The sequence below is a fragment of the Marinobacterium sp. xm-m-312 genome, from assembly GCF_013283295.1.
Classification (GTDB): domain Bacteria; phylum Pseudomonadota; class Gammaproteobacteria; order Pseudomonadales; family Balneatricaceae; genus Marinobacterium_E.
Genome location: NZ_WBYS01000004.1, coordinates 1 through 23,287, shown reverse-complemented (window position 1 = coordinate 23,287; position 23,287 = coordinate 1). Strand labels below are relative to the sequence as shown.

The window sequence follows — 23,287 nt, the reverse complement described above, 5'->3', positions numbered from 1 at the left end:
TCTATCCAAAACACTAAGCAATGATTGTGCCAAAATTAAGTCTCCATTGCGCGCTTTAGTGCCAAATAAGTCCCATTCGTCCAACCGAAACCATCTTGAACAGCATATTCTCCGCCACCGGCGATCTCACCGGGTGTGACAACGTTGTACTTCTCCAACATTTTGCCCGTTTGGCTAAAGACTAGCTCTAGGGTGCTCAGCCAGCGTTTAGCGCCCTCTTCTGCCAACTCATCAAACTGGTACTGTTTCAACCCTTGAAAACAGATCCACTGCAAAGGGGCCCAGCCATTCGGCGAATCCCACTGTTCACCCGACTCAACATTGGTCGTTACCCAACCGCCCGGTTTTAAAAACTCTTCATTTAACTTAGCAACGACGCAAGCGGCTCTCTGTGGTGAAGCAATACCAGCAAATAACGGGAAACTCATCGCCAGTGACTGATGGTCTCTCTGTTTAAACCCATCTAGGTCCAAATCGACATAACAGCCAAGATCGTCATTAAAGAAGTAGTATTCAATCGCATCGGCACGCTGCTTAGCCAACTGTTCATAATGGCTCGACAGTTCTGGTAAACCTTTTATCGTGGCCGCTTTGGCAATCACTCGTTCTACCATGACCAATAGCGAGTTAAGGTCCACAGGGATAATGTTTGACGTTGAGATGGAACCGAGATCATCACCGTTTAACCATCGAGATGAGAAGTCCCAACCCGATTCAGCCCCCGCTCTTAGATCTCGATAAAGGGTCTCTCCATCCCTATCAGAAGCCTTAGCAAGCGACTCATCCTCTCTGAAGCTCTCCTGACGCGGTGTGGCGGCGTCATCCCAGTAGCGGTTCAGTGGCCCTTTTTCGGTCATAACAACACGACGATTGGATTCACCAACAGAGAGTTTTGCAGCGCCATCCATCCAGAAGAGAAGATGCTCACGCATCATATGGGGTAGAAATTCAGCCAATACCGATTCATCGGTTTGATTCGCTAGCAGATCGACCATCAAAGCAAAAAACGGTGGCTGACTTCGTGTGGCAAAGTAGCTTCGGTTGCCGTTGGGTATAAAACCGAGTGTCTCGATAAGATGTGCAAAGTTCTCCACCATATGGCGAACAGTTTCCACGTCACCTGACTCTACTAAACCCAGCTGGGTGAAGTAGCTATCCCAGTAGTAGATCTCATTAAATCGCCCACCCGGCACGATGTAGGGATTAGGCAGTGGGATACAACTACTTCCCTCGACATGCTGATCAGACGGGCGCTTGAGCAGAGTCCAGAGCTGTTCGATGTGCTCATGAGGATTGATACTCCCCCGCTCTGATGCCGATGACTCAAGGGTTTCTCGCTTAAAGAAACGTGGAATAAAGTCAGCCAGCTCAAACCCCACTTCACTCTTACACTCTATGAATGCTTGGTTTATTTCATCAGCTGAGGCCCTAGGCACTAAATCAACAAAGGTTTTAGAGTCAGGAAAAAGGCCTGAACGTTGAACGGCAAGAAAGAGTTCCGGAAACATAGCGTCCGGTGGGGTTGGCAATGACACAGTATCCCTCCAATAATCACAAACGCCATTGTAAATAAAACTTCGAGAAAACCCATAACAGGTCTATGCTTAAGTTATCTAAACAGTGCTTAATTTGTTCGAGAGACCTTTATGAGCTACGAAAACCCAAAAGATCTTCAACTGAAACTGCGCAACCTAACCCTGGACGATCTAGATCAACTGGTCGAGTTGATGGATCGGGTCTACGACGATCTTGGGGGCAGCTGGCCAAAAGAGTCCCTAGCTCTGCTTCTAAAACAGTTTCCTGAAGGGCAAATTGTCATTGAAGATCGCGGCACCATTGTGGCTGGCGCGCTCTCTGTTCAATGTGCTTATAACCGCTTCACTAGAGCCCACACCTACGACGATTTGATCGGTCGACGTGAGACCTTCCAACACGACAAGAAAGGCGATGCACTCTACGGTTTGGATCTGTTTGTACACCCAGACTATCGTGAATATCGACTAGGCCGAAGGTTATATGATGCTCGAAAAGAGATCTGTATCCAATTGAATTTACGATCAATTTTAGCGGGTGGGCGCATCATAAACTACTACAAGCACGCTGAAGAGATGACGCCTAAAGAGTACATCGAAGCGGTGCGCAAACGTGAGGCTTATGACCCCATTCTAAGTTTCCAGTTTGCTAACCACTTTGAAGTGAAACGTATTCTTCGAAACTACCTGCCAGAGGATGAGCGATCTAAAGGGTTCGCGACTCTGCTGGAGTGGATCAACATCGATTACGAACCAGAAGATGAGTCTCTGCAAGCCGAAAACTTCAGAAAACGATCCGTTCGCGTCAGCGCCATACAGTGGCAGATGCGCACCACAGAATCCTTTGAACACTGGTTAACCCAGGTTGAGTACTTTGTCGACTCTATGGCCGACTACACGGCCGACTTCATTATGTTCCCAGAGTTCTTTAACGCCCCGCTCATGGGGCTCGGCAATCAAGAGAATCAATATGAGGCGATCAGATTCCTAGCAGGCTATGCCGAGAGAACCATTGAAGCGATCTCTGGCTTTGCCGTCGCTTATAACATCAACATCATCTCGGGCAGCATCCCGGTACTGGAAGGTGACACTCTCTACAACAATACCTACTTATGCCGTCGTGATGGCAGCATAGAGGTGCAACCGAAGCTCCACATCACACCGCACGAGCGTCGTGACTGGGTCATTGAGGGTGGTGACACACTGCAGGCCTTTGATACTGATGCGGGTCGTATCGGTATTCTGATCTGTTACGACGTTGAATTTCCTGAGTTGGGTCGACTGTTGCGTGATGAGGGCATCGACATTCTTTTTGTCCCTTTCTGGACAGATACAAAGAACGGATTTCTTAGAGTACAGCGATGTGCACAGGCGCGCGCTATTGAGAATGAGATCTATGTTGTCATCGGAGGCAGTGTCGGCAACCTACCGCAGGTACACAATGTCGATATCCAATATGCTCAGTCGGCTGTCTATTCGCCGTCTGATTTCGCCTTCCCGCACGATGCGATCATCGCGGAGAGTACACCGAATACTGAGATGGCACTGATAGCCGATTTAAACTTGGATTCGTTGTACGACGTCAGGGAGAAAGGGTCAGTGACCAACGGAAAGGACCGTCGAACCGACCTCTACTCTTTGGTGTTGCGGAAAAAAGCGACCGATGCGCTGAAAGAGAGTGAATAAACTTGTTGGAGCATCGCGGCCTTTTCAAGACCGCTCCAACATGCCAACCTTATTGTAGGAGCTAGCCCAAAGGGCGAAGCGACCTGTTGGAGCCTTATCGAAGATGAGGCGAACAGGTGTCAAGCTTAGCAAGAAACCTTGAAGGAGAGCATCGCGGCCTTTTCAAGACCGCTCCAACAGGAACAGCCATGTTTCGACGCAACCTGTTGGAGCCTTATCGAAGATGAGGCGAATTAGCCTACTTAGCCGTCAACACACCTTCAGGTAACTGAACGCCAGCCCAACCCGAATTCATGAAATTACGAATATTGCCGTGATCGGTTCCTTCAGGATTACCCAACACATCATCGCGGTAGTAAGTACCAAAACAGGCCAGCGTCTCTGATTCAGAAAGATTATTCAGCTTAGCAAAGCTCAAAATCTTAGCCGAGCCCTGGTTTTGCTCTGCTGAGTTTTCTAGATCACCGTTTACAAAAGCAGAAGGTTTATGGTCAAACGATGCATCAATAACCGCCATCACCTCAGCGAACTCTACGCTCTCAGGTGCCTGTTTAATCTGTTCCAATAATTCATTCATGTTCATTCTAATTACCCTTAACCTGTAACCTGTGATTTATAATGTGACCAGAGCATCTCAAGCTGATCGACCACCTGAATTGATTGGGCCAGCCAGTGGGTTAACGCCTGCTCGTCAAAAGCGTTCAACAGAGGCAACTGCATCAACTCACTTGCGGTAAAGCCTAGATCTCGAATTAACACCGCGTAATCCAACCATGCGATTCCAACGCCTGCGTACTCCCAATCAATAATGGTGGCGTCGCCATTCTGCCAGCAAATATTACCCGGGTGAAGATCATGGTGAACTAACACCCTAGGCATGTTAGGAAGGGAGAGTAGTTGCTGCTCAGTCTCATCAGTTAACTGTTGATGTCCTGAATCACGCAACTCGTCTCGATACTGCTGAAATAGCGCAGCATAATCTAACATGGGCAGTTCAGTAAGGCTCTGCATCTCAGTGATAGCCTTCAATAGAACCGTTTTTTGAGCCGATGAGAGCAGCTCTGAGCACTCACCTGCGTGACGCATAATCAACACACCCTGCTGAGGCTCGTTGATCATTAACTTAGGGGACCATTGAAAATGAGCGATGGCATCAAGAATGTTTCGCTCACGAAACGGGTCCACCCCTGGGAGGGTCTCTTTGTCAGGTTCTGCCCTAACAACAAACCGCTCCCCTTTTTCCTCAAGTAGATACATCCTATGACGCGTAGCAGACGTATCAAGAGGTGCTATCTGACTGTTCAAAGGAATTTTGTCTGAAATTAATTGCGACAAACTTCCCGAAACCGCCCTAGATGCAATGACAGCCTCTAGCTCACTTAGTATCATTCAACGCCTAACTTAATAATGGATGTTTAAGTTTTTTAAATTACAGGAGTTTCTTGATGGATTCAGCAACCACACTCAAATTATCTGTTGCCGGTGCAATGTTAACGGCTTCTTTTGCGGCAGTCGCTTCCGATAAGCCCGAACTTAACGTGTACACCTACGACAGCTTCGTCTCTGAGTGGGGTCCAGGCCCTCAGCTCAAAACAGCCTTTGAAGCACAATGTGGTTGTACTCTTAATTTCGTCGCAGCAGAGGATGGTGTCAGCATTCTGAATCGCGCACGTGTCGAGAAATCCAACACCCAAGCCGATGTACTGCTTGGCCTTGATAACGGTTTGATGACAGAAGCTACGCAACTGGGTCTGGTTCAATCTCACAGCGTCGACACCTCAAAGATCACCAGCGACTTAAACTGGAACAATAATCAGTTTGTACCCTTTGACTACGGCTATTTTGCATTCATTTATGACGCGCAAAAGATCCAAGCGCCAGCAACAAGCTTTGCTGAACTCTTAGCTTCCGACGCCTCAGTTATCTACCAAGACCCACGTACGTCAACGCCAGGCCAGGGGTTAATGACCTGGGTTAATAAAGCGTACGGTGAGGAAGCGGCGACTGCATGGGCAGATCTAGCTAAGCAGACCGTTACCGTCACCAAAGGTTGGTGGGAAGCTTACAGTCTGTTCCTAGAGGGCGGTTCTGACTACGTTTTGAGTTACACCACATCGCCTGCATACCACGTTGTTGCTGAAGGTAAGGATCAGTACAAGGCCGCAGAGTTTACAGACGGACATGTAGCACAGGTTGAAGTGGCCGCGATCAGCGCATACAGCGATCAAACTGAATTAGCGAACCAGTTCCTTGAGTTTCTAATCTCAAACGAAGCGCAGCAGATCCTACCAGTGACCAACTGGATGCTACCGGTTATTGATAATGTAGAGCTACCAGAGGCATTTGAGCAGTTGGTAACCCCACAGCAGATCAAACTTGGCAGCGACGAACTGGCCGAAAACCGTGCTCGCTGGATTCGTGAGTGGCGTACCGCTGTTTCACAATAAAGCGATCGCGTGAACCACTCCTGATGTTACTAGGCCGCACTTTCACCCCACTGATGAGTGCGGTTGCTTATCTGGGCACCCTCTCTCTGACGGTGCTCGCCTTTTGGGGGTTGATCGGATTCGAAGAGACCCGATTCACCCCCGAACTGTTACAAGACACATACCTACAAAACATTTTAAGTTTTACTCTCTACCAAGCCCTGTTAAGTGCCTTGGGCTCTCTTCTTCTGGCAATACCCATCGCAAGAGCCCTTCATCGTTTGCGACCCGCTGGTAGAGATCAGTTTCTAAGACTCTCACTGTTGGCGTTCGTGATGCCATCACTCATATTGATTACCGGCATCGTCAACCTGCTAGGACCGCAATCGCCTTTTACAGATCTGTTAAAAGAGTGGAAACTCTTTGGCCTCAATGGAATCTTAATTGCTCATATTTATCTGAACTTTCCGCTAGCCGTTCGTATTCTCTATCAGGGCTACAGCGCTATCCCTTTAAACCGAGAGCAATTAGCCGACCAGCTTAAATTCAGTTTTTGGCAACGCCTTCGACACATTGAGTGGCCTGCAATCAAGAGCCAGGTCGCAACACTGGCGGGCTTAATCTTTATTCTCTGCTTTAACAGTTTTGCGATCGTATTAACGCTCGGCGGTGGACCTAAAGCCACCACCTTAGAACTGGCCATCTACCAGGCCCTCAAATACGACTTCAACCTCAACGAGGCGCTAACCCTTGCCTGGTTGCAGTTTGCGATAGCCGGTCTTATTTATCTTGCCCTGATCTATGCCAGCCGAGTGAACTGGCTCGGTTCCACTCGCGAACAACCTGCTTATCGATTAGAGCAAGGTGTAAAAGTGCCTATTCAATTGGCTTTCTACCTGCTGGGGTGGGTCTATCTATTAGGGCCGCTAATTGCACTGTTCATGACACTCAATCAAGAGGCACTAATTAACTACCCCTACGCTGCTATGTTGAAAGCGATGGGTGTCTCACTGCTCATCGCATTAAGCGCATCACTGTTGGCACTTCTCACCGCCATCGCACTGCTGACACCCATCAGAAAAGCAGCCCAAAAAGTTAAGCCGATGCAAGAGACGCTATTCAGTTGGTTAGCCAATCAGTCACTGGTCGCTCCAGCCATGGTGTTGTCGACCGGTAGTTACATATGGCTAATCAGCCGTGGGCTGCTCGAGACATACGCCACACTTATGCTAATACTGCTTAACGCCTTTGTTCTGCTACCCTTTTTGCTTAGCCAGTTACGCCCAAGATTCATTCAATTTGATTCGCAATATGCAAAACTAGTAGGCAATTTAAAACTCACACCGATGGAGAGAGTGCGCATCATCTACCCGTTTATTCGACGCTCACTATTGGCCGCTTTCTCTTTGGGACTTCTGTTGGCCTTAGGTGATGTCTCCATTTTTGCTATATTTGGCAGTTATGAATCACCGTCCCTCCCTTGGCTGATCTACACCTTTGCTGGTACCTATCGCATGTCAGAGGCCGCTATCACATCGGTTATTCTGTTGGGACTTTGCTACCTGCTATTAATTCTACTGGAGCGCAGTGTTCACAATGAGCAATAACCTTGGCCTGCAGATCAACAACCTCATAGTCAGCTACCCCGATTGGGAGTACTGTTACGACTTGAATGTCCTTGACCAATCCAGAGTCGCTCTCCTTGGCCAAAGCGGTATTGGTAAAACAACCCTGCTGTTGGCTATTGCCGGCTTTGCACCGATTAAATCAGGTGAAGTGCGTTTCAATGATCAGGTCATTACTGATCAGCCTCCAGAAGAGCGTCCTGTCGCGATGCTGTTTCAGGAGGATAATCTCTTTGAACACTTAACCATCCAGCAGAACTTGAGATTGGGATTGGACAAACGTCAAAACCCGGACAAACGCATCCAAGAGGCGATGCAAGAACTGGATCTGCTCGGCTATCTCAACAAGATGCCTAATCAGCTCTCTGGCGGGCAACGTCAGCGTATTGGCATCATCAGAACCCTACTGCGTCCTGAACCGATTATTGTCCTGGATGAGCCTCTAACAGGCTTAGACAGCGAAACTAAGCAGAAGGTTTTGGACTGGATCGATAGACAATTAACCGAACAACAGAAGATGTTGATTATGGTGACCCACCAGCGCAGCGAAGCAGAGCGATTGGGGTGTGAAATCAAGAGTGTCTGACTAGCACCAAATCATGTTGGAGCGGTCTTAAAAAGGCCGCGATTACCTTCCTAGAGGTGTCTGGCTTTAGCCTGACACCTATTTCGCCTCATCTTCGATAAGGCTCCAACAAGTCGCGTCGAACTGTGGCTGCTCCTGTTGGAGCGGTCTTGAAAAGGCCGCGATACTCGTTAAGGCAACAACACGGTTGAACCGGTCGTTTGACGCGACTCCAAATCGATGTGAGCTTGCGCTGCATCAGCCAAGGGGTAACGCTGGTTGACCTCAATCTTCACCTGCCCTGATTCAACGCGCGCGATCAGATCCTTGGCCATACTCTCCAACATCGGACGATCATGGACATAGGTCATCAGTGTCGGGCGGGTCACTTTAAGGGACCCTTTTGCTGCCAACATGCCAATCTCGAACGCTGGAACCGCACCGGTTGCGTTACCAAACGAAACCATCGTGCCACGCGGTGCTAAACAGTCGAGTGACTGCATAAAGGTATCTTTACCAATAGAGTCGTAGACCGCTTGCACCCCTTTACCATCCGTCAGCTCACGAGTACGAGCAACAAAATCCTCTTCGGTGTAGATGATCGTCTCATCGCAACCAAAGCTCTTAGCCAAATCCGCTTTAGCCTGATTGCCGACCGTACCTATAACACGCGCACCCAATGCCTTAAGCCACTGCACAGCAATCAAACCGACACCGCCTGCTGCAGCATGAAGCAGGATGGTATCGCCCGCCTGCACCTTGTAGCTGTCATTCAGAAGGTACTGAACGGTTAGACCTTGCAGCATCATAGCAGCACCCTGCTCGAAGCTGATGCTCTCTGGTAGTTGAATCAACGTATCCTGCGGCATCACGCGCTTTTGACTGTAGGCGCCAAGAGGTTGCCCCGCGTAAGCCACTCGATCACCGACGCTGACATAGGTCACACCTGAGCCAATTGCCTCAACCACACCGCTACCTTCCATGCCAATCTTGCCCGGCATCTCTTGTGGGTAGAGACCGGTACGGAAGTAGACATCAATGTAGTTAAGGCCTACCGCTTCATGACGAACCAACACATCAAACTCGCCCAGTTCAGGAAGTTCGACATCAACCAACTTCATCTCTTCTGGACCGCCATTCTGCTCAATTCGAATCGCTTTAACTGTCTCGCTCATTATTAATCCTTTATTTTTGACACTGGTAAGTTAAAGAGGCCCAATCACTGACCCAATCCTTACCCTTAGCTCTTGGTTCAGATCCGTAATCAATACGAACGGCATTGATTAAAAATGGACCCTCTTGTGCAGTAAATCTTACTTTACCATTCTGGTTAGTACGGTACTGTTCTGTCCCGCGTTTACCTTTAACAAACCGTCTTACAAGGGCGCCCTCAAGCGGTTTACCCTGCCATAAGAGTTGGAATGTGGGGGCGGTGGAACACTGGGTGAAGGATGCAACCGGGATCAGCTCCAAACGGTGACCCAAAGGTTCGGTTAGCCATTCAGCCTCTTCACTGCCTTCAACAGAAAAGAGTGTTTTAGCATGGCGATAGTAGGTCTCTGTTACACCCTCTCTGGACCTACCCTGCTCCTGATACCAATCGAGCACCCACTTGAGGCCTTCGCCGTTGATATAGTCGACAAACTTCTTCTCACTATCAAAGGTTAGGTCATAGGCCTTAGACTCAAGCGCCACCCAGCGAAAACCCATTTCTGGCATTTTAGAGGTGTAAGCCGGCTTATCTCCGGTGATGGCATCAACGTTACGCAGACCAGCTGCATCCCGCTCAATGAACTGCGCTGTCTCATGTTCAAGGTAGGGATAGGCGTACCCTTTGAAGTTTTGCCCAATCCGGATATCCGCTTTTATCGTAGCTTTCGGACGTATCTGATACTGGCTAGGCTCTAACCATTGCTCATGAGCACTTGCGAACGATGAACTAATCGCTACTATCAGTGCTAATGGTTTAACTATTTTCACATCCAGCTCCGTTAAGGAAATTCAATGACTCTACGTGCTCGTCTCTATTTTGGCCTTCTTGGCACTCTACTATTATTAGTCAGCACGTTAAGCCGAGCCCATGAAATTACTCCAACCATCATTGAGATGGAAGTATTACCCGACAATAGTTTGGAAATGCGTGTTGATACCAACTTAGAGGCTCTGATGAGCGAAATCGGGACTGAACATGCGGATACTGATAACGCCCCCACCGCTGAGCAGTATAATCAATTAAGAGCACTGCCCACTGCTGAACTGTCAACTAAAGCAGATCCCTTCGTTGCTAAGCTGTTTAATCAGATCACACTCGCCTCAACAGATGGGCCAGTACCTAAATCACTCCTTAGCTCTGATCTAGCCGTTATCGATCAACCCGATATTGATCTGGCCCGCCAATCTTTGGTCACCTACCGCTTTACTGTCGAATCAACCTCGTCAGAGATCACCTTCAGCTGGCCAGAGGCCTATAGCGATGCCGTCGTCCGGTTAAGTGAACAGGGTGAGATCAAAGGGGCATCTTGGGTAGCCGCTGGCACTCAATCAGAATCGATCAATTTAAGTCGTCTTGAGTTGAAGCGCCAAGGGCTTTTGGATTACGTAAAGCGGGGCTTTGAACACATATTACCCTTAGGCCTTGATCACATTCTGTTTGTGCTCGGCCTCTATCTATTAAGTCAACGTCTTAAAGATCTTCTGTGGCAGGTCACCGCCTTCACAGCCGCGCATACATTGACTTTAGCACTGGCCATTTTAGGGCTTGTGAACATACCCCCATACATTGTGGAGCCTCTGATCGCCCTGTCGATTGTCTATGTTGCCATTGAAAACCTGTTTAAAGATCGAGTCTCTAAATCCCGAATTGGGTTGGTCTTTGGCTTTGGATTGTTACACGGACTAGGATTTGCGGGTGTGCTACGCGAAATCGGCTTACAGTCGGATAGCTTCGTGGAGAGCTTAATCGCCTTCAATATTGGCGTGGAGCTCGGGCAACTCGCAACACTTGTGATTGCGCATCTGCTGGTTGGATACTGGTTCTCATCCAAAGCCTTTTGGAATCGATGGGTACGCGTACCGTTAAGTTTGGGGATTTCGCTACTTGGAGCGATTTGGTTTGTAGAGCGGGTGTTTTATTAAAGCTGTTCGCTTCGCCCTGTTGGAGCCTTATCGAAGATGAGGCGAATAGGTGTCAGGCTGAAGCCAGACACCTCGAAGAAGAGCATCGCGGCCTATTCTAGACCGCTCCAACAGTGACGAACCCAATCGTAGGAGCTAGCACGGAGTGCGAAGCGACCTGTTGGAGCCTTATCGAAGATGAGGCGATTAGGTGTCAGGCTGAAGCCAGACACCTCGAAGAATAGGATCGCGGCCTTGGTAAGACCGCTCCAACGATTAAAGACCCGCTTTATCCAGCGCCTCTTTCAAGTAATCCAACGTACGATCAACGTTCATTAACTTATCGATACCGAACAGACCGATACGGAAGGTACAGAAGCCTTCCGGCTCATCACACATGAGTGGCACGCCCGCTGCGATTTGGAAACCTGCTTGTGCAAAGCGAGAGCCATTTTGAATATCGCTGTCGGTCGTGTGGTTAACGATGACACCAGGCGCTCCAAAGCCGTCAGCCGCTAAGCTCTTAATGCCACGTGATGCCAGTAGTTCTCGAGCCTCTTTACCTAAGCGTGCTTGAGCCGCTTTCAGTTCCGCAAAGCCAAATTTCTCAGCCTCGGCCATTACATCACGTAGCTGACGCAAACCATCGGTAGGCATAGTGGCATGGTAGGCGTGGCCACCGTTTTCGTAAGCTTCCATGATCTGAAGCCACTTTTTAAGGTCGCAAGCAAAGGAGTTACTAGTGGTATTCTCGATCGCATCACGAGCTCGTTGACTCATCATCACAAGGCCCGCACAAGGTGAACCACTCCACCCTTTCTGTGGCGCACTGCAGAGCACATCAACACCCAGAGCCTTCATATCAACCCAGATAGCACCTGAAGCTATACAGTCCAGAACAAACAGCGCACCCACTTCATGAGCCGCATCCGCAACCGCTTTAATGTACTCATCAGGCAGAATCATACCGGCCGAGGTTTCGACGTGTGGTGCAAAGACCACATCTGGACGCTCGTTACGAATGGCATCCACCGCCTCTTCAATTGGGTACGGCGAGAGTTGCGCTTGCGCATCGTCTGAATCAAAACGGGCTTTTAAAACCAACTCTTCACGAGGCAAGCCAGCCATCTCAAAAATTTGAGTCCAACGGTAACTAAACCAACCGTTGCGAATCACCATCGCTTTTTTGCCGTTAGCAAACTGTCGAGCCACCGCTTCCATACCAAAGGTACCGCTACCAGGAATGATCGCAACTGCATCGGCGTTGTAGACGGATTTTAACTGACCCGAAAGATCACGCATGACATGCTGAAAGGCATTCGACATGTGGTTTAGGGAACGGTCTGTGTAAACAACCGAGAATTCTAGCAATCCATCTGGATCAACGTTTGGCAGTAGTCCTGACATAGTCTGTCCTTATCAATAATTATTGAGCACATAATGCGAAAGAACCGTTTTTGAATCAAGGCATAATCAGGCAAAGTCACATGATGTAATCCTAGGTGAACAACCATCGGTTCCCTTATGATGGCTAAGCTTGCAAATAAATAGAGATCAACCGATTAGATGCCTACTTCACAACTGCTCAATCTTTTCACACTGTCGCTGCTTTGGGGTGGCTCGTTTCTATTTATCGGTATTGCCGTTCAAGAGATAGATCCCCTTCTACTGGTTTTTTTAAGGGTGATGATTGCAGCACTGGTGATGTTAAGCCTGCTGCCTCTTTTCAAAGTTCCGCTTCCTAAAGATGTTGATACCTGGAAGAAATTCTTTGCAATGGGGCTGCTCAATAACGTTATCCCCTTTACCTTCATCTTTTATGCACAAACACTGATCAGTGTCTCATTGGCCTCCATCATCAACGCCATGACACCGATCTGCACCTTTATTGTGTTAGCCCTATTTAAAGAGGAGTTACTCAAACCCAATAAAGTCATTGGTAGTCTGTTGGGCGTATTGGGAGTCGCGCTGCTTAGCGGCCTAACCCAATTAGCTCTCCATACCGATCCTCTGGGAGTTCTGCTAAGCTTTTTAGCGACCGTAAGTTATGGTTTTTCAGGATTATGGGCGAAACGCCACCTCGCCGGACGCAACTCGATTCAGTCTGCGACATGCCAGCTTAGCGCCTCAAGCCTTATCATGATTCCAGTACTGATACTGACCTCAACCAAATTACCCGAAACGCTACCCTCTTTCAGCGTGATCGCTTCAATATTAGCGCTGGCGGTGGCCTCAACATCCTTTGCTTACATACTCTTTTTTGAGTTAATCAGTAAAGCAGGTGCCGCTAACGCCATGCTGGTCACCCTTCTGGTTCCTATTAGCGGCACTCTGCTAGGTATCAGTGTTCTTAATGAGACCATTACACTGATTCAAGTGACGGGAGGTTTGTTCATTGGTTTCGGACTGCTTGTTATAGATGGGCGTATATTTTCTCTACTACAAAAGAAGTAAAACAAGTCAGGATCTATAGACTATAGTTAACGAATGAGAAACAGATGTTTATTGAGACAGCGCGTTGATTCGAAACTCCATTAAAACTAAGACGATCTTAGGGGTAGCTGCTATCGAAGCGGTCCTTCTGATCACGCTGATCGTTATGATGCTCGGTTTTATTCGTGATACGAACTTCAACGAGATGAACAAGCGTGCTAACGCGACGGCACAACTCTTTGCGATTACCGTTAAAGACGCTGTTTTAGCTTATGATCTAGCCTCTCTGAATGCGTTTGTCGATGAGGTCATGAAAAGTGACGACATTCTGTACGCGCGTGTTCTCGATCAACAGGGTCGCATCTTAACTCAATCCGATACCATCTCTCCGGGTGACATTGACCTAGAAGCGTCAGAGGTTGATGACGGTATCTTTGATGCAAAAGCGGTCATCGAGGTCGAAGGCGATCAGTACGGCATGGTAGAGGTCGGGTTTAGTATCTACCCTATACTCAACACGATTGAAGAGGCTAAACGTTGGAGTTACGCCATTGCCGCTTTAGAAATGGTATTAGTGGCAATCTTCTCTTTTGTCTTGGGACGCTATCTGATTAATAAGCTCTCCCTGCTTCGTGATGCTGCAGAGACCATTAGCCGAGGCGAACTTAGGACTCAAATAGAGGTTAAAGGAAACGACGAAATCGATGTCGTGGCAACCGCTTTTAACCGAATGAGCTCCACCCTCAAAGCGACGCGCGAACAGGAAAAGACCTTAGAGCAGCAGCTGCGTAATTTAAATGAAGAGCTAGAAAACAAAGTTGAACAGCGAACTCTAGCGCTATCAGAAAAAAACCATCTGCTTGAATTAGCCAATCATGAAATCAAAGCCGCACAAGCCAAATTGATTGCTGCTGAAAAACAGGCCTCACTGGGGGTTCTAGCGTCAGGCATTGCCCATGAGGTGAATAACCCGCTATCAATTGTCCGTTCTAACATCGACACCCTGCGCGATTACATAGAGCAGTGTGTCAGCGCGATAGAGCAGATTAAAAAAGAGTCGATGAATCCTGAACAGCTCAATCCAATCCTTGATAAAGCAGATTTTGATTACCTCTCATCAGATTATCCATCACTGATAGATGAGTCCGAAGCGGCTATTTTGCGGGTAACACTGATCATCTCGCAACTTCGTAATCTGGAGTTAAACAGAGAGGAGTCAGAGTTAGAGTTGGTCAACCTACGAAGCCTCGTTGAACAAAGCGCTGAACAAGCTGTACAGCAGTTACCTGATCGCTCTGCAGGCAATTGTCAGATACTGATTCAACTGCCCGACTCTCTATTTGTTCGAGCGAATGCACGCTTAGCAATGGATGCTATATCGGGCGTTGTCACCAATGCGCTTCAGGCTGTTCCCCCGGAGAAAGAGGCCCTGGTAAACATTCAATGTGAAAGAGAGGGTTCAGAACTTAAACTGACGATCGAAGATAATGGCATGGGTATAGAGACCCAAGACATCAACAACATCTTTGATCCCTTCTTTACCACACGCGAGATTGGAGCTGGAACGGGGCTAGGGCTCTTTAAGGTGCAAACCCTGATGAAAAGCATGGATGGTGATATTGAGCTGGTTAGAGCGAAACCGAGCGCACTTTTCCAGCTCAGGTTTCGCTTGGATTAAGTTCGCGGCCTTCTTAAGACCGCTCCAACAGTTCGAAATCTTTTCTTAAGTTCGCGGCCTTTTTAAGACCGCTCCAACGGTTCGAAATCTTTTCTTAAGTTCGCGGCCTTTTCAAGACCGCTCCAACGGTTCGAAATCTTTTCTTAAGTTCGCGGCCTTCTTAAGACCGCTCCAACGGAGCGAAATCTTTTTATGTTGGAGCGGTCTTGAAAAGGCCGCGATCGATCAATCCAACAGACTATCCAACAGCGTTAGCTTCAGCGCTCGTACATCATCCCAGTCACTGTCATTAGCGGCTCTAAGCGATTGAATACCTAAACCTGATAACGCAGCTTTACCCTCTTCAGAATTACCCATATCAGCCAATGCCGCTGAAACTTTCTTGGCTATATCGGCATCAACTCTTGGGTGGTTAGCAAAGGCATGGGGGGTGTACTCTTCGGTTTTCCAAAGAACTTTTAATTGGCTCTTAATATCATCTTTAGAGTTATTAAACGTGCGTCCTATGCCGCCTCCGGCCAAGAAAAACTCACGAGACACACCCAAATAAACTGAGTCATGCGAACTGACATAACGGGGGGTGATAGTAATACCCATTTTTGCCAACTCCCCACGTGGAACCAACGAAGCCGCAAAGGCTGCTGGCGAAGGGAAAGCGACCTCCTTACCCTCTAACTGGCTTAACTCAGTAATGGAGCTGTCGGTACGCGTAACAAGAAGACCCTGAATTCTCTTATCCGCTCGATGCGCAAGCGCAGTGTAACCCTTGTGCTCATTAAAGAAGGTGAAGTGGTAGGGGTTCATGTAAGCAAAGTCATACACACCGTCCATTAAACGCTGCTCAAAGGTAGGAATATCGGTAGCGGTAGCAAACTGAAACTGCATGCCCGTTTTATCTTCTAGATGCTTAAGAACAGGCCCCCACACTTTAGCTAACTTGGTTGCTGATTGCTGAGGGACAACACCAAAGGTGAACGTCTCTGCCCAAGCTTGACCACTAATCGCCGTCGCCAAAACGCCAACTGACAGAAAACGCTTTAATAACTTATTCATCACTCATTCCTCTTAACTATTAACGATTTTGACAGATTGAGAGTGCAAAAACGCCTCGACGCTGTCGATTTTTAATGGTTTTGCCAACACAAGATCAGCACCTGCTTTTAATAGCTGATCTCGCTCTCCTCCAATGGTTGCCGCTGTTACACCGATAATGGGTGTATCAACATCCATAGACCTCAGGGTTTTAATCATCTCATCTCCATCCATGACCGGCATCATTAGGTCAGACAGCATAAGATCAAAGGTTTGTAATTTAGCTTTTTGAAGACCCTCATCCCCGTTAGAGGCGGTCACAACCGATGCGCCTTTTGATTCCAGCATCTTTTTGGTTAACAGTTGTATTGTTAGGTTATCCTCAACGACCAAAACGGATAATCCTTCTAACACTGAGAGTTCCATCTGAGGTAACTCAGATGTTGGCAAAGAACTCTTAGCCTCTTCAATCGCCAATGAGAGTGTAAAGGTAAAACGGCTACCCGTTTTCCCGTCACTCTCTAACACCAACTCCCCGCCCATATTAGTCACCAACTCCTTACAGACACTGAGTCCAATACCGGTCCCCTCAGTCTGGCTATCACCTCTAGTAAAGCTCTCAAACACCCGAGCCTGAAGCTCTGGCTTAATGCCCTTACCATCATCGGTAATAGAGACTTCAAGACGTGCAAAGTTTGGGTTAATGCGTTGCAGATCGGCCGAGATAGATAAGGTTTTACACTGGCTGTGAATGATGGCGTTTCGCATTAGATTTGAGACGATTTGACGCAGCGCCTTCTCTGATGTTTTAACCTGCGTCCCGGTAAGCGCCATCTCATCGACTAAACGAATTCCATGTGCATAGGCTTGCTGTCGATAGCTGGTAATAAGACCACTGAATAGCTCACCCAAATCGACTGAATCGACGTTCATATCACGACCAGAACCCGCTCGTGCGACCAAGCTCATATCATCAATAAGCGATAGAGTATGTTCAACATTCGAGCGGATGCGATTGAGATTAATAGATTCTCTATTTTCTAACTCCATCATGATGATCGATATGGGCGTGCGGATCTCATGACCTAAAATGGCAAACACATCGGCTTCACGCTGTTTGGACTCTTCCGATAGTGTAAGCGCCTGCTGAAGTTCTTTGGTTTTACTTTCGACTTGCTGCGCTAAATTGTCCTGGGTTTGAGCCATAAGTGTACGAGCTTCAACTAACTCTTTGCGCATCCCTTCAAGCAGCTTAGCAAACTGCGAGATCTCATCATGGCCAATAATCTTCACCTCAGTATCTAGGTCACCCTTGGCAATCGATTCGACACTTTTAGAGAGCTCTCGTATGCGACAAGTCAGGTATCGACCAAGCAGGTATGAAAAGAAAGCTACCAACAGAAGCCCGCCAATCGCGATTTGAAAACCTAACAGTTTGGCAAAATTGGAGTTATCGTCAACGATTGAGATGCCATAGGTAAACTCCACCCAGCCAAAGGATTGTTGATCAATAATAATAGGCATCTGAACATCGTATATGGATTCAAGCCCACTAAGCTCACTCTGTGTCTGGCTCGCCATGACTCGATCATTAGCTGCTATAACTGAAACGCCCAATACCGTTTCACGCTGCATGAATTGAGAAATGGCCGATTCTATCTCGGCAATATCAAAGCTGATGACCGCGTTGGTGATGGACGAGGCAAAGAGCTCTGATATGTCTCGTGCAGACTCTTCATAAAGCGCTTTATTCGTATCATGAACAATGGCTGACTCTGTCAGAATCAAGAAAGAGAAGGCGCAGATCTCGATTAACGCCACACCAATGATGGTTTTAGCACCAATACTTAACTTGGACACAAACTTAAAAATACTGCTCTCTACAAATTTTCGTTAGTAAATTTAGAGCAAGTATCGTGCCAACTTATTAGATGCTGGAGTGTGTATGTAAAGCTATCGCGGCCTTTTTAAGACCGCGATAGAAATTGTTGGAGCGGTCTAGCAAAGGCCGCGATGATAAGTGTAGTAATAGCCCAAAGGGCGAAGCGAATTAAGCGTTAAAACGAAGCAGACAGCGTATAGAAAAGGTAACCCGCATAACCTATATAGACGGCCACTAACAACCCACCCTCAACACGATTAATGCGACGACGCCCCAACACTCCGTAACCCAGAACAAACAGGGACAGAGTTAACACGCCCATGATGGTCCAATCACGGTAGAGAGCTGCAGCTTCAATACCCAAAGGCTGAATAGCACCGGCTATACCAACAACGGCAAGCGTATTGAATAAGTTAGATCCAATGACGTTACCCAAGGCTAAATCATGCTCGTTCTTCTTCACCGCAATGATTGACGAAGCTAGCTCAGGCAGCGAAGTGCCTATCGCTACAATGGTCAATCCAATGATCAGATCACTAACACCCAAAGCCATCGCAATATCGACAGCGCCCCAAACCAACAGGCGTGAACTAGCAATCAGAATCACCAAGCCTAACACCAACCAGAAAAGCGCTCGACTTAACGGCAGGTAGTCGTCATCTTCAAACTCAGATTCAAAGTCCGCAGAGAGTGTGTCGTTTTTGGCTCTCATGCTGGAGTAGATCGACCAGCCCATGATCAGCGCAAACACAAACAACATCAGAAAAGCATCAAAACGAGTGATCTCTAAATCGTAGATCAACGCACCGACAAGCAGAGTTGCAAGGGCGAGTAACGGAAGCTCCGTCTTAAGAATCTTGGACTTAACGCTGATAGGACTTAACAGCGCGGTAATCCCCAAAATTAACGCTATATTAGTGATGTTTGAGCCAAAGCCATTACCAATGGCTAAGCCAGGGTTTCCTTGGGAAGCAGCTAAAGCAGAAACCACCATCTCAGGTGCAGAGGTACCAAACCCAATAATGACCATGCCGATTAATAAGGTTGGCATACCCAAATGTTTAGCGGTAGCAGCCGCCCCATCGACAAAACGATCGGCACTCCAAACCAGTAACACAAGACCCGCAACCACAGCCAAGATAGGCATCAACATCAATCAGTTCCTAATGAAAATATTAAATCTGTGTGTATTCTAAACGAAACCACCCACAGTAACAGCACAAGCCGCGATAAACCCTTGTGATTTAAACCATCTTTGCTAGAATCCGCGCTCGCGTTGAAGAGCACGCCTGAAGAGTGATGTGCCAATAAAAAGTTTAGGTCAGTTGTCCGAGTGGTCGATTAAAAACGCAAGGATAGCGTTTTTGAACGAACGAAGTCCGACCCCAAAGGGGTGAGTGTCAGGAGACGCGAATAACGAGCACGCCTGGAAAGTGTTGTGCCAAATTAAAGTTTAGGTTGAGTGTCCGAGTGGTCGAAGGAGCACGCCTGGAAAGTGTGTATACGGCAACGTATCGAGGGTTCGAATCCCTCCTCAACCGCCATCCAAAACAAAAAGCCTCGCACAAGCGGGGCTTTTTGCTTTGGGTTGTTTGGATAAGAACCCGACCAGAGGGTTCGACAAAAACGCAGGATAGCGTTTTTGAACAGCGAAGCTGGGCAGAGCCCGAGCGACAGGGATGTCGCGAGTTAATCCCTCCTCAACCGCCATCCAAATCAAAAAGCCTCGCACAAGCGGGGCTTTTTGTTGGAGCCTTATCGCAGATGAGGCGATTGGCATCATCGCGGCCTTTACCAGACCGCTCCAACAAAAGCGCAAGTACTATCGCGACCTTTACAAGATCGCTCCAACATAAGGCTTATTCCAACAAAAAAGGCTCCCTAGGGAGCCTTCATTCAACGTCATTCTTTACAGTTGAACGTTGTGGTAAACGTGCTGAACATCATCAAGATCTTCTAGCATGCCTAAGAACTTATCAAACAACACCTGATCTTCTTCGCTGATCTCTGTGTAGCTGTTAGGTACCCACTGGATCTCTTCTACTTCAAGATCCGTGATGCCCATCTCAGTTAGAGCCGTTTTAGCTTTGAAGTAGTCGGTAGGAGCAACAAAGGCGGTTAGCATGCCCTCTTCGTTCTCTAGATCGGTTACATCAACGTCGGCTTCCATCAGTGCTTCAAGCACAGCGTCTTCATCATCGTGTTTGAATACAAATACCGCAGCGTGTTCAAACATGTGCGCTACGGCACCTTGGTTACCAATCTTACACTTAGTCTTAGTAAACGCTTGACGAACATCACCAAAGGTACGGTTCGGGTTGTCAGTTAGACACTCAATGATCGCCATTGAGCCGCCTGGGCCGTAACCTTCATATCGAGCAGGTGCGAAGTCTTCACCGCCACCACCTTGCGCTTTATCGATCGCTTTATCGATAACGTGCGCAGGTACCTGATCTTTTTTAGCACGATCAAGCAAGCTACGCAGAGAGAGGTTAGCATTGGGATCCGAACCACCGGATTTGGCACTCATGTAAATTTCACGGCTGTAACGACTGTAGACCTTAGCATTCTGGTCAGAAGTTTTAGCAATCGAGGCTTTTCGGTTTTGATACGCACGACCCATCGGGAAGTCACTCCAGTAGTTCAAAAAAGAGGCGACAGTTTAATCCCCTAGCGCCCTTCAGACAATCCTAAAAAGCGCTGTTCACTGGAAAAGCATTGTGCTATCGTACTAGTACATGAATACATCTAGCCATTTTGATCAACTCATTACTCACCTCTTCTCTTGTCAAAGCGAAGAGACACTTTCCGTTGCGCTGCAGGAACTGTTAACACCCAGTGAAGTCACAGAGATCAGTAAACGATTACAGATCTTCCGACTTTTAGAGGATGGTGTTCCCCAACGCGAAATTGCGAAACAGCTAGGTGTAGGTATAGCGACTGTGACGCGCGGTTCGCGCGCATTGAAAGCCAAAGAAGGTAACGAATGATTAACCGTAAACCGGCCAAAATTGAGCTTCCCCGAAAACCTCAATACGTCAAAATGGCGGCCGACATCGATTTTTTCCAACTGTTTAAGAAGATCGAAAAGCGCTTTGATAACTGCGTGATGCTCGAATCTTTGGGTGAAGAGAGTTACATCTCACGCCACTCCATCATCGGTTTTGATCCTGAGCAGATTTTGTGGGCCGACGAAGGTTATCTTCATATCGAGGATCGCCAGGGCAACCGCGAGTCTTACGCCAGTGAAAACCCATATTACCTTCTACGTGAGATCGTTCCTCAAAACATCATCTCGCGAAAATATGCGGGTGGTTTGACCGGCTATATCGGTTACGACTGTATGAACTACTTTGAACCCTCACTGAACCTACAACACAGTGAGATGTTCGATATCTTCCGTTTTGGTGTTTTTAAAGACGGTCTAATTCTCGACAAAATGACCGGTGAAGTTTTCTACTTCTACTACACTGATAGCCGCATTGAGTTGGTCGATGAGATTCTCGCTTCCGACTGCCCTGCCAATGGCCCGCTGAAGATCTACAACCTCGGCGATACCATGACCCAACAAGATCATGCTGATGCTGTTATGAAGGTTAAACAGGACATCATTGAGGGTAAGATTTTCCAGACGGAAGTGGGCTTTAAAAAGCGTTTCCGCCTCGAGGGTGACACCATCAACATTTACGAACAATTGCGCGAAGTGAACCCATCGCCGCAGATGTACTACGTAAAGTTTGGTGAGCAGAAGCTAATTGGCGCAAGCCCCGAACTACTCTTCCGCTTACGTCAGGGTGAAATGGAGACCTTCCCACTGGCCGGCACAACAAAACGTGGCGCCGATGCCGTTGAAGATCAGCAGTTAGCTCGCGCCCTACTCAACGATCCTAAAGAGATTGCCGAGCACAATATGATCGTCGATCTACATCGAAACGACATCGGTCGAGTGGCACGCTTTGGTACGGTTAAAGTGCGCAACCTTATGGACATCAAACGATTCAGTCATGTCCAACACATCTCAAGTGAGATTGTCGGCATTATCTCTGATGAGCATGACATGTTCTCTGCTTTAGCCAGCAACTTCCCTGCCGGCACACTGACAGGCGCGCCAAAAATTGAGGCGATGACGATCATTGATGAGTTGGAAGCAGATGGCCGGGGCCCTTATGGAGGTGCAGTCGGTCACTTCTCCTTCAATGGTGATTGTACCTTTGCCATTCCTATTCGCACGGTATTTGCCAACGGTGAACAGGCGTATGTGCAGACCTGTGGTGGTAATGTCTACGACTCTAATCCGGAAGATGAGTACGAAGAGATTCGTCGCAAGTTTGCCGGTACTAAAAAAGTACTGGATCAATTTATGGTGGAGGTACAGGCGTGACCGACTCAACAACCATGAAGGTTTACATCATCGATAACTATGACTCCTTCACCTACAACCTCTACCAGTTCATTGGCGAGATTCTTGAAGCTGAGCACCTCGCAGGCAACTTGGATAATTTTGAGATCATTGTAAAACGCAACGATGAGGTCGATGTTGAGGCTGTTCGCCAGGCCAACCCAGATAGAATCATTATCTCGCCCGGCCCTGGCTCACCGGATGACCCTAAATATTTTGGCGTCTGTGCTGATGTGATAACCAGCCTAGGCAAAGAGACGCCATTAATGGGCGTCTGTTTAGGTATGCAAGGCATAGTCCACTGTTTTGGTGGAAAGGTGGTGAAAGCCCCACTGCCGATGCACGGCAAGATCAGTCCGATCACCCACAACGCCGAGGGTGTATTCAAAAATATCCCCGATCAACTTGAGGTGATGCGCTACCACTCTCTCATTGCAGAGTCGGAATCGATTCCAGACTGTTTAGAGGTCACTGCAGCTGTCGGTGAGCTACAGCAGAACGACCTGACCAACATCGATCGAATCCGCCAAGGCGGTGCCTTTGAGATTATGGGTGTTAAGCACAAAGAGTATCCAATACACGGCATTCAATTCCACCCAGAGTCCTTTGCGACCGAAGGTGGTAAAGAGCTGATTCGCAACTTTTTGTTTGTTTAAGCCCACATTGTCGAGGGAGCTTTGTTGGAGCCTTATCCTAGATGAGGCGAAGCTCTTCGTAGGAGCCTTATCGAAGATGAGGCGATAAAATCGCGGCCTTTTCAAGACCGCTCCAACGCTCCAAAAAAAAAGGGGTCTAATGGGATGGTCCGTCCCGCTTCTTAAACGGCATCACAATGTGCCAGGATATTAGTTACCACACTTTTATCCAAAGGAGACGGACCATGACGCAGACTATAACAAACGCAGAAGTACATAC

The 23,287-nt window shown here is 47.8% G+C and carries 20 protein-coding genes and 1 tRNA gene; 11 read left to right on the top strand and 10 right to left on the bottom strand.

Going from position 1 to position 23,287, the window contains the following annotated elements:
• Positions 1 to 35 precede the first annotated feature (35 nt).
• Positions 36 to 1,535, bottom strand: coding sequence for a trehalase family glycosidase (locus XMM312_RS05825; protein ID WP_217363885.1), 1,500 nt, complete (start codon positions 1,533 to 1,535; stop codon positions 36 to 38).
• Between the two features lie 111 nt (positions 1,536 to 1,646).
• Here XMM312_RS05825 and XMM312_RS05820 point away from each other — a divergent pair, with 111 nt between their 5' ends.
• Complete coding sequence (locus tag XMM312_RS05820; protein WP_173483982.1) at positions 1,647 to 3,218, top strand: bifunctional GNAT family N-acetyltransferase/carbon-nitrogen hydrolase family protein; 1,572 nt, start codon at positions 1,647 to 1,649, stop codon at positions 3,216 to 3,218.
• 238 nt (positions 3,219 to 3,456) lie between these two features.
• Here XMM312_RS05820 and XMM312_RS05815 read toward each other — a convergent pair whose 3' ends face one another.
• Both XMM312_RS05815 and XMM312_RS05810 read right to left on the bottom strand, forming a co-directional pair.
• The gene (locus XMM312_RS05815; protein WP_371731435.1) at positions 3,457 to 3,795 is read right to left on the bottom strand and encodes a HopJ type III effector protein; all 339 of its coding nucleotides are present in this window, start codon (positions 3,793 to 3,795) and stop codon (positions 3,457 to 3,459) included.
• Between the two features lie 17 nt (positions 3,796 to 3,812).
• A complete protein-coding gene (locus tag XMM312_RS05810) occupies positions 3,813 to 4,475 on the bottom strand; it encodes a phosphotransferase (protein WP_173488832.1) in 663 nt (220 codons plus the stop codon).
• 188 nt (positions 4,476 to 4,663) lie between these two features.
• Between XMM312_RS05810 and thiB the strand changes: the two genes are divergently transcribed.
• The 3 genes from thiB to XMM312_RS05795 are packed head-to-tail and all read left to right on the top strand — an operon-like array spanning position 4,664 to position 7,855.
• Positions 4,664 to 5,665 carry a thiamine ABC transporter substrate binding subunit gene (thiB, locus tag XMM312_RS05805; protein WP_173483770.1) on the top strand — a complete coding sequence of 334 codons (1,002 nt, stop codon included), beginning with the start codon at positions 4,664 to 4,666 and terminating at the stop codon, positions 5,663 to 5,665.
• Between the two features lie 23 nt (positions 5,666 to 5,688).
• Positions 5,689 to 7,251, top strand: coding sequence for an ABC transporter permease subunit (locus XMM312_RS05800; RefSeq protein ID WP_173488831.1), 1,563 nt, complete (start codon positions 5,689 to 5,691; stop codon positions 7,249 to 7,251).
• The gene (locus tag XMM312_RS05795) at positions 7,241 to 7,855 is read left to right on the top strand and encodes an ATP-binding cassette domain-containing protein (protein ID WP_173488830.1); all 615 of its coding nucleotides are present in this window, start codon (positions 7,241 to 7,243) and stop codon (positions 7,853 to 7,855) included. The genes XMM312_RS05800 and XMM312_RS05795 overlap by 11 nt, the downstream gene beginning before the upstream one ends.
• Positions 7,856 to 8,025: 170 nt before the next feature.
• On the opposite strand, the gene XMM312_RS05790 is transcribed toward XMM312_RS05795, so the two are convergent.
• Positions 8,026 to 9,009, bottom strand: a complete 984-nt coding sequence (locus tag XMM312_RS05790) for a quinone oxidoreductase (protein WP_173480987.1) — start codon at positions 9,007 to 9,009, stop codon at positions 8,026 to 8,028.
• A gap of 10 nt (positions 9,010 to 9,019) precedes the next feature.
• Entirely contained in the window at positions 9,020 to 9,814 is a 795-nt protein-coding gene (locus XMM312_RS05785) for a DUF4198 domain-containing protein (RefSeq protein WP_173488829.1), read from the bottom strand.
• Positions 9,815 to 9,838: 24 nt separating this feature from the next.
• Here XMM312_RS05785 and XMM312_RS05780 point away from each other — a divergent pair, with 24 nt between their 5' ends.
• Positions 9,839 to 10,969, top strand: a complete 1,131-nt coding sequence (locus XMM312_RS05780; protein ID WP_173488828.1) for a HupE/UreJ family protein — start codon at positions 9,839 to 9,841, stop codon at positions 10,967 to 10,969.
• Positions 10,970 to 11,224: 255 nt separating this feature from the next.
• On the opposite strand, the gene XMM312_RS05775 is transcribed toward XMM312_RS05780, so the two are convergent.
• Positions 11,225 to 12,355 carry an aminotransferase class V-fold PLP-dependent enzyme gene (locus tag XMM312_RS05775; RefSeq protein WP_173480990.1) on the bottom strand — a complete coding sequence of 377 codons (1,131 nt, stop codon included), beginning with the start codon at positions 12,353 to 12,355 and terminating at the stop codon, positions 11,225 to 11,227.
• A gap of 159 nt (positions 12,356 to 12,514) precedes the next feature.
• Between XMM312_RS05775 and XMM312_RS05770 the strand changes: the two genes are divergently transcribed.
• Positions 12,515 to 13,402, top strand: coding sequence for a DMT family transporter (locus tag XMM312_RS05770; RefSeq protein ID WP_173488827.1), 888 nt, complete (start codon positions 12,515 to 12,517; stop codon positions 13,400 to 13,402).
• 64 nt (positions 13,403 to 13,466) lie between these two features.
• Complete coding sequence (locus XMM312_RS05765) at positions 13,467 to 15,059, top strand: ATP-binding protein (protein WP_173488826.1); 1,593 nt, start codon at positions 13,467 to 13,469, stop codon at positions 15,057 to 15,059.
• Positions 15,060 to 15,284: 225 nt separating this feature from the next.
• Here XMM312_RS05765 and XMM312_RS05760 read toward each other — a convergent pair whose 3' ends face one another.
• The 3 genes from XMM312_RS05760 to XMM312_RS05750 form a co-directional block, all read right to left on the bottom strand.
• Positions 15,285 to 16,112, bottom strand: a complete 828-nt coding sequence (locus XMM312_RS05760; protein ID WP_173488825.1) for a phosphate/phosphite/phosphonate ABC transporter substrate-binding protein — start codon at positions 16,110 to 16,112, stop codon at positions 15,285 to 15,287.
• A 12-nt stretch (positions 16,113 to 16,124) separates the two neighbouring features.
• On the bottom strand, positions 16,125 to 17,951 hold the full coding sequence (locus tag XMM312_RS05755) for an ATP-binding protein (protein ID WP_173488824.1): 1,827 nt from the start codon (positions 17,949 to 17,951) through the stop codon (positions 16,125 to 16,127).
• Between the two features lie 197 nt (positions 17,952 to 18,148).
• The gene (locus XMM312_RS05750; RefSeq protein ID WP_173488823.1) at positions 18,149 to 19,126 is read right to left on the bottom strand and encodes a calcium/sodium antiporter; all 978 of its coding nucleotides are present in this window, start codon (positions 19,124 to 19,126) and stop codon (positions 18,149 to 18,151) included.
• Between the two features lie 303 nt (positions 19,127 to 19,429).
• Between XMM312_RS05750 and XMM312_RS05745 the strand changes: the two genes are divergently transcribed.
• Positions 19,430 to 19,517, top strand: a tRNA-Ser gene (locus XMM312_RS05745).
• 365 nt (positions 19,518 to 19,882) lie between these two features.
• On the opposite strand, the gene XMM312_RS05740 is transcribed toward XMM312_RS05745, so the two are convergent.
• Entirely contained in the window at positions 19,883 to 20,596 is a 714-nt protein-coding gene (locus XMM312_RS05740; protein WP_173488822.1) for a YebC/PmpR family DNA-binding transcriptional regulator, read from the bottom strand.
• Between the two features lie 115 nt (positions 20,597 to 20,711).
• Here XMM312_RS05740 and XMM312_RS05735 point away from each other — a divergent pair, with 115 nt between their 5' ends.
• The 3 genes from XMM312_RS05735 to XMM312_RS05725 are packed head-to-tail and all read left to right on the top strand — an operon-like array spanning position 20,712 to position 23,028.
• A complete protein-coding gene (locus XMM312_RS05735; protein ID WP_173481000.1) occupies positions 20,712 to 20,963 on the top strand; it encodes a Trp family transcriptional regulator in 252 nt (83 codons plus the stop codon).
• On the top strand, positions 20,960 to 22,354 hold the full coding sequence (locus tag XMM312_RS05730; protein ID WP_173488821.1) for an anthranilate synthase component I family protein: 1,395 nt from the start codon (positions 20,960 to 20,962) through the stop codon (positions 22,352 to 22,354). Before XMM312_RS05735 ends, XMM312_RS05730 begins: the two co-directional genes overlap by 4 nt.
• A gap of 14 nt (positions 22,355 to 22,368) precedes the next feature.
• The gene (locus XMM312_RS05725) at positions 22,369 to 23,028 is read left to right on the top strand and encodes an aminodeoxychorismate/anthranilate synthase component II (RefSeq protein ID WP_173488953.1); all 660 of its coding nucleotides are present in this window, start codon (positions 22,369 to 22,371) and stop codon (positions 23,026 to 23,028) included.
• The last annotated feature ends 259 nt before the right edge of the window (positions 23,029 to 23,287 follow it).